This is a genomic window from Leifsonia sp. SIMBA_070 (assembly GCF_046534635.1).
Taxonomy (GTDB): domain Bacteria; phylum Actinomycetota; class Actinomycetes; order Actinomycetales; family Microbacteriaceae; genus Leifsonia.
The window spans coordinates 1-265 of record NZ_JAWRYK010000392.1 but is presented as its reverse complement, the minus strand read 5'-3'; the positions used below and the strand labels follow the sequence as shown (position 1 = coordinate 265).

The window sequence follows — 265 nt, the reverse complement described above, 5'->3', positions numbered from 1 at the left end:
CGGCGCGAGGATGAAGTTCGAACAGGACGAAGTCCGCATCCTCGGCGGCGTCCGGCACGGACTCACCCAGGGTGGACCCGTGGCCATCGAGGTGGGCAACACCGAATGGCCCAAGTGGCAGCAGGTCATGTCGCCGGACCCGGTGGACCCGTCGCTGCTCGCCGAATCCGCACGCAATGCCCCGCTGACCCGCCCCCGTCCCGGACATGCGGACTTCACCGGAATGCAGAAGTATGGTTTCGACGAAGCCCGCCCCGTCCTGGAG

At 67.5% G+C, this 265-nt stretch carries 1 protein-coding gene; it reads left to right on the top strand.

All coding sequences use genetic code 11. The features are described from left to right. A partial coding sequence (locus tag SB754_RS20800) for a chorismate synthase (protein ID WP_410784250.1) occupies nucleotides 1-265 on the top strand: 265 nt, incomplete at both ends.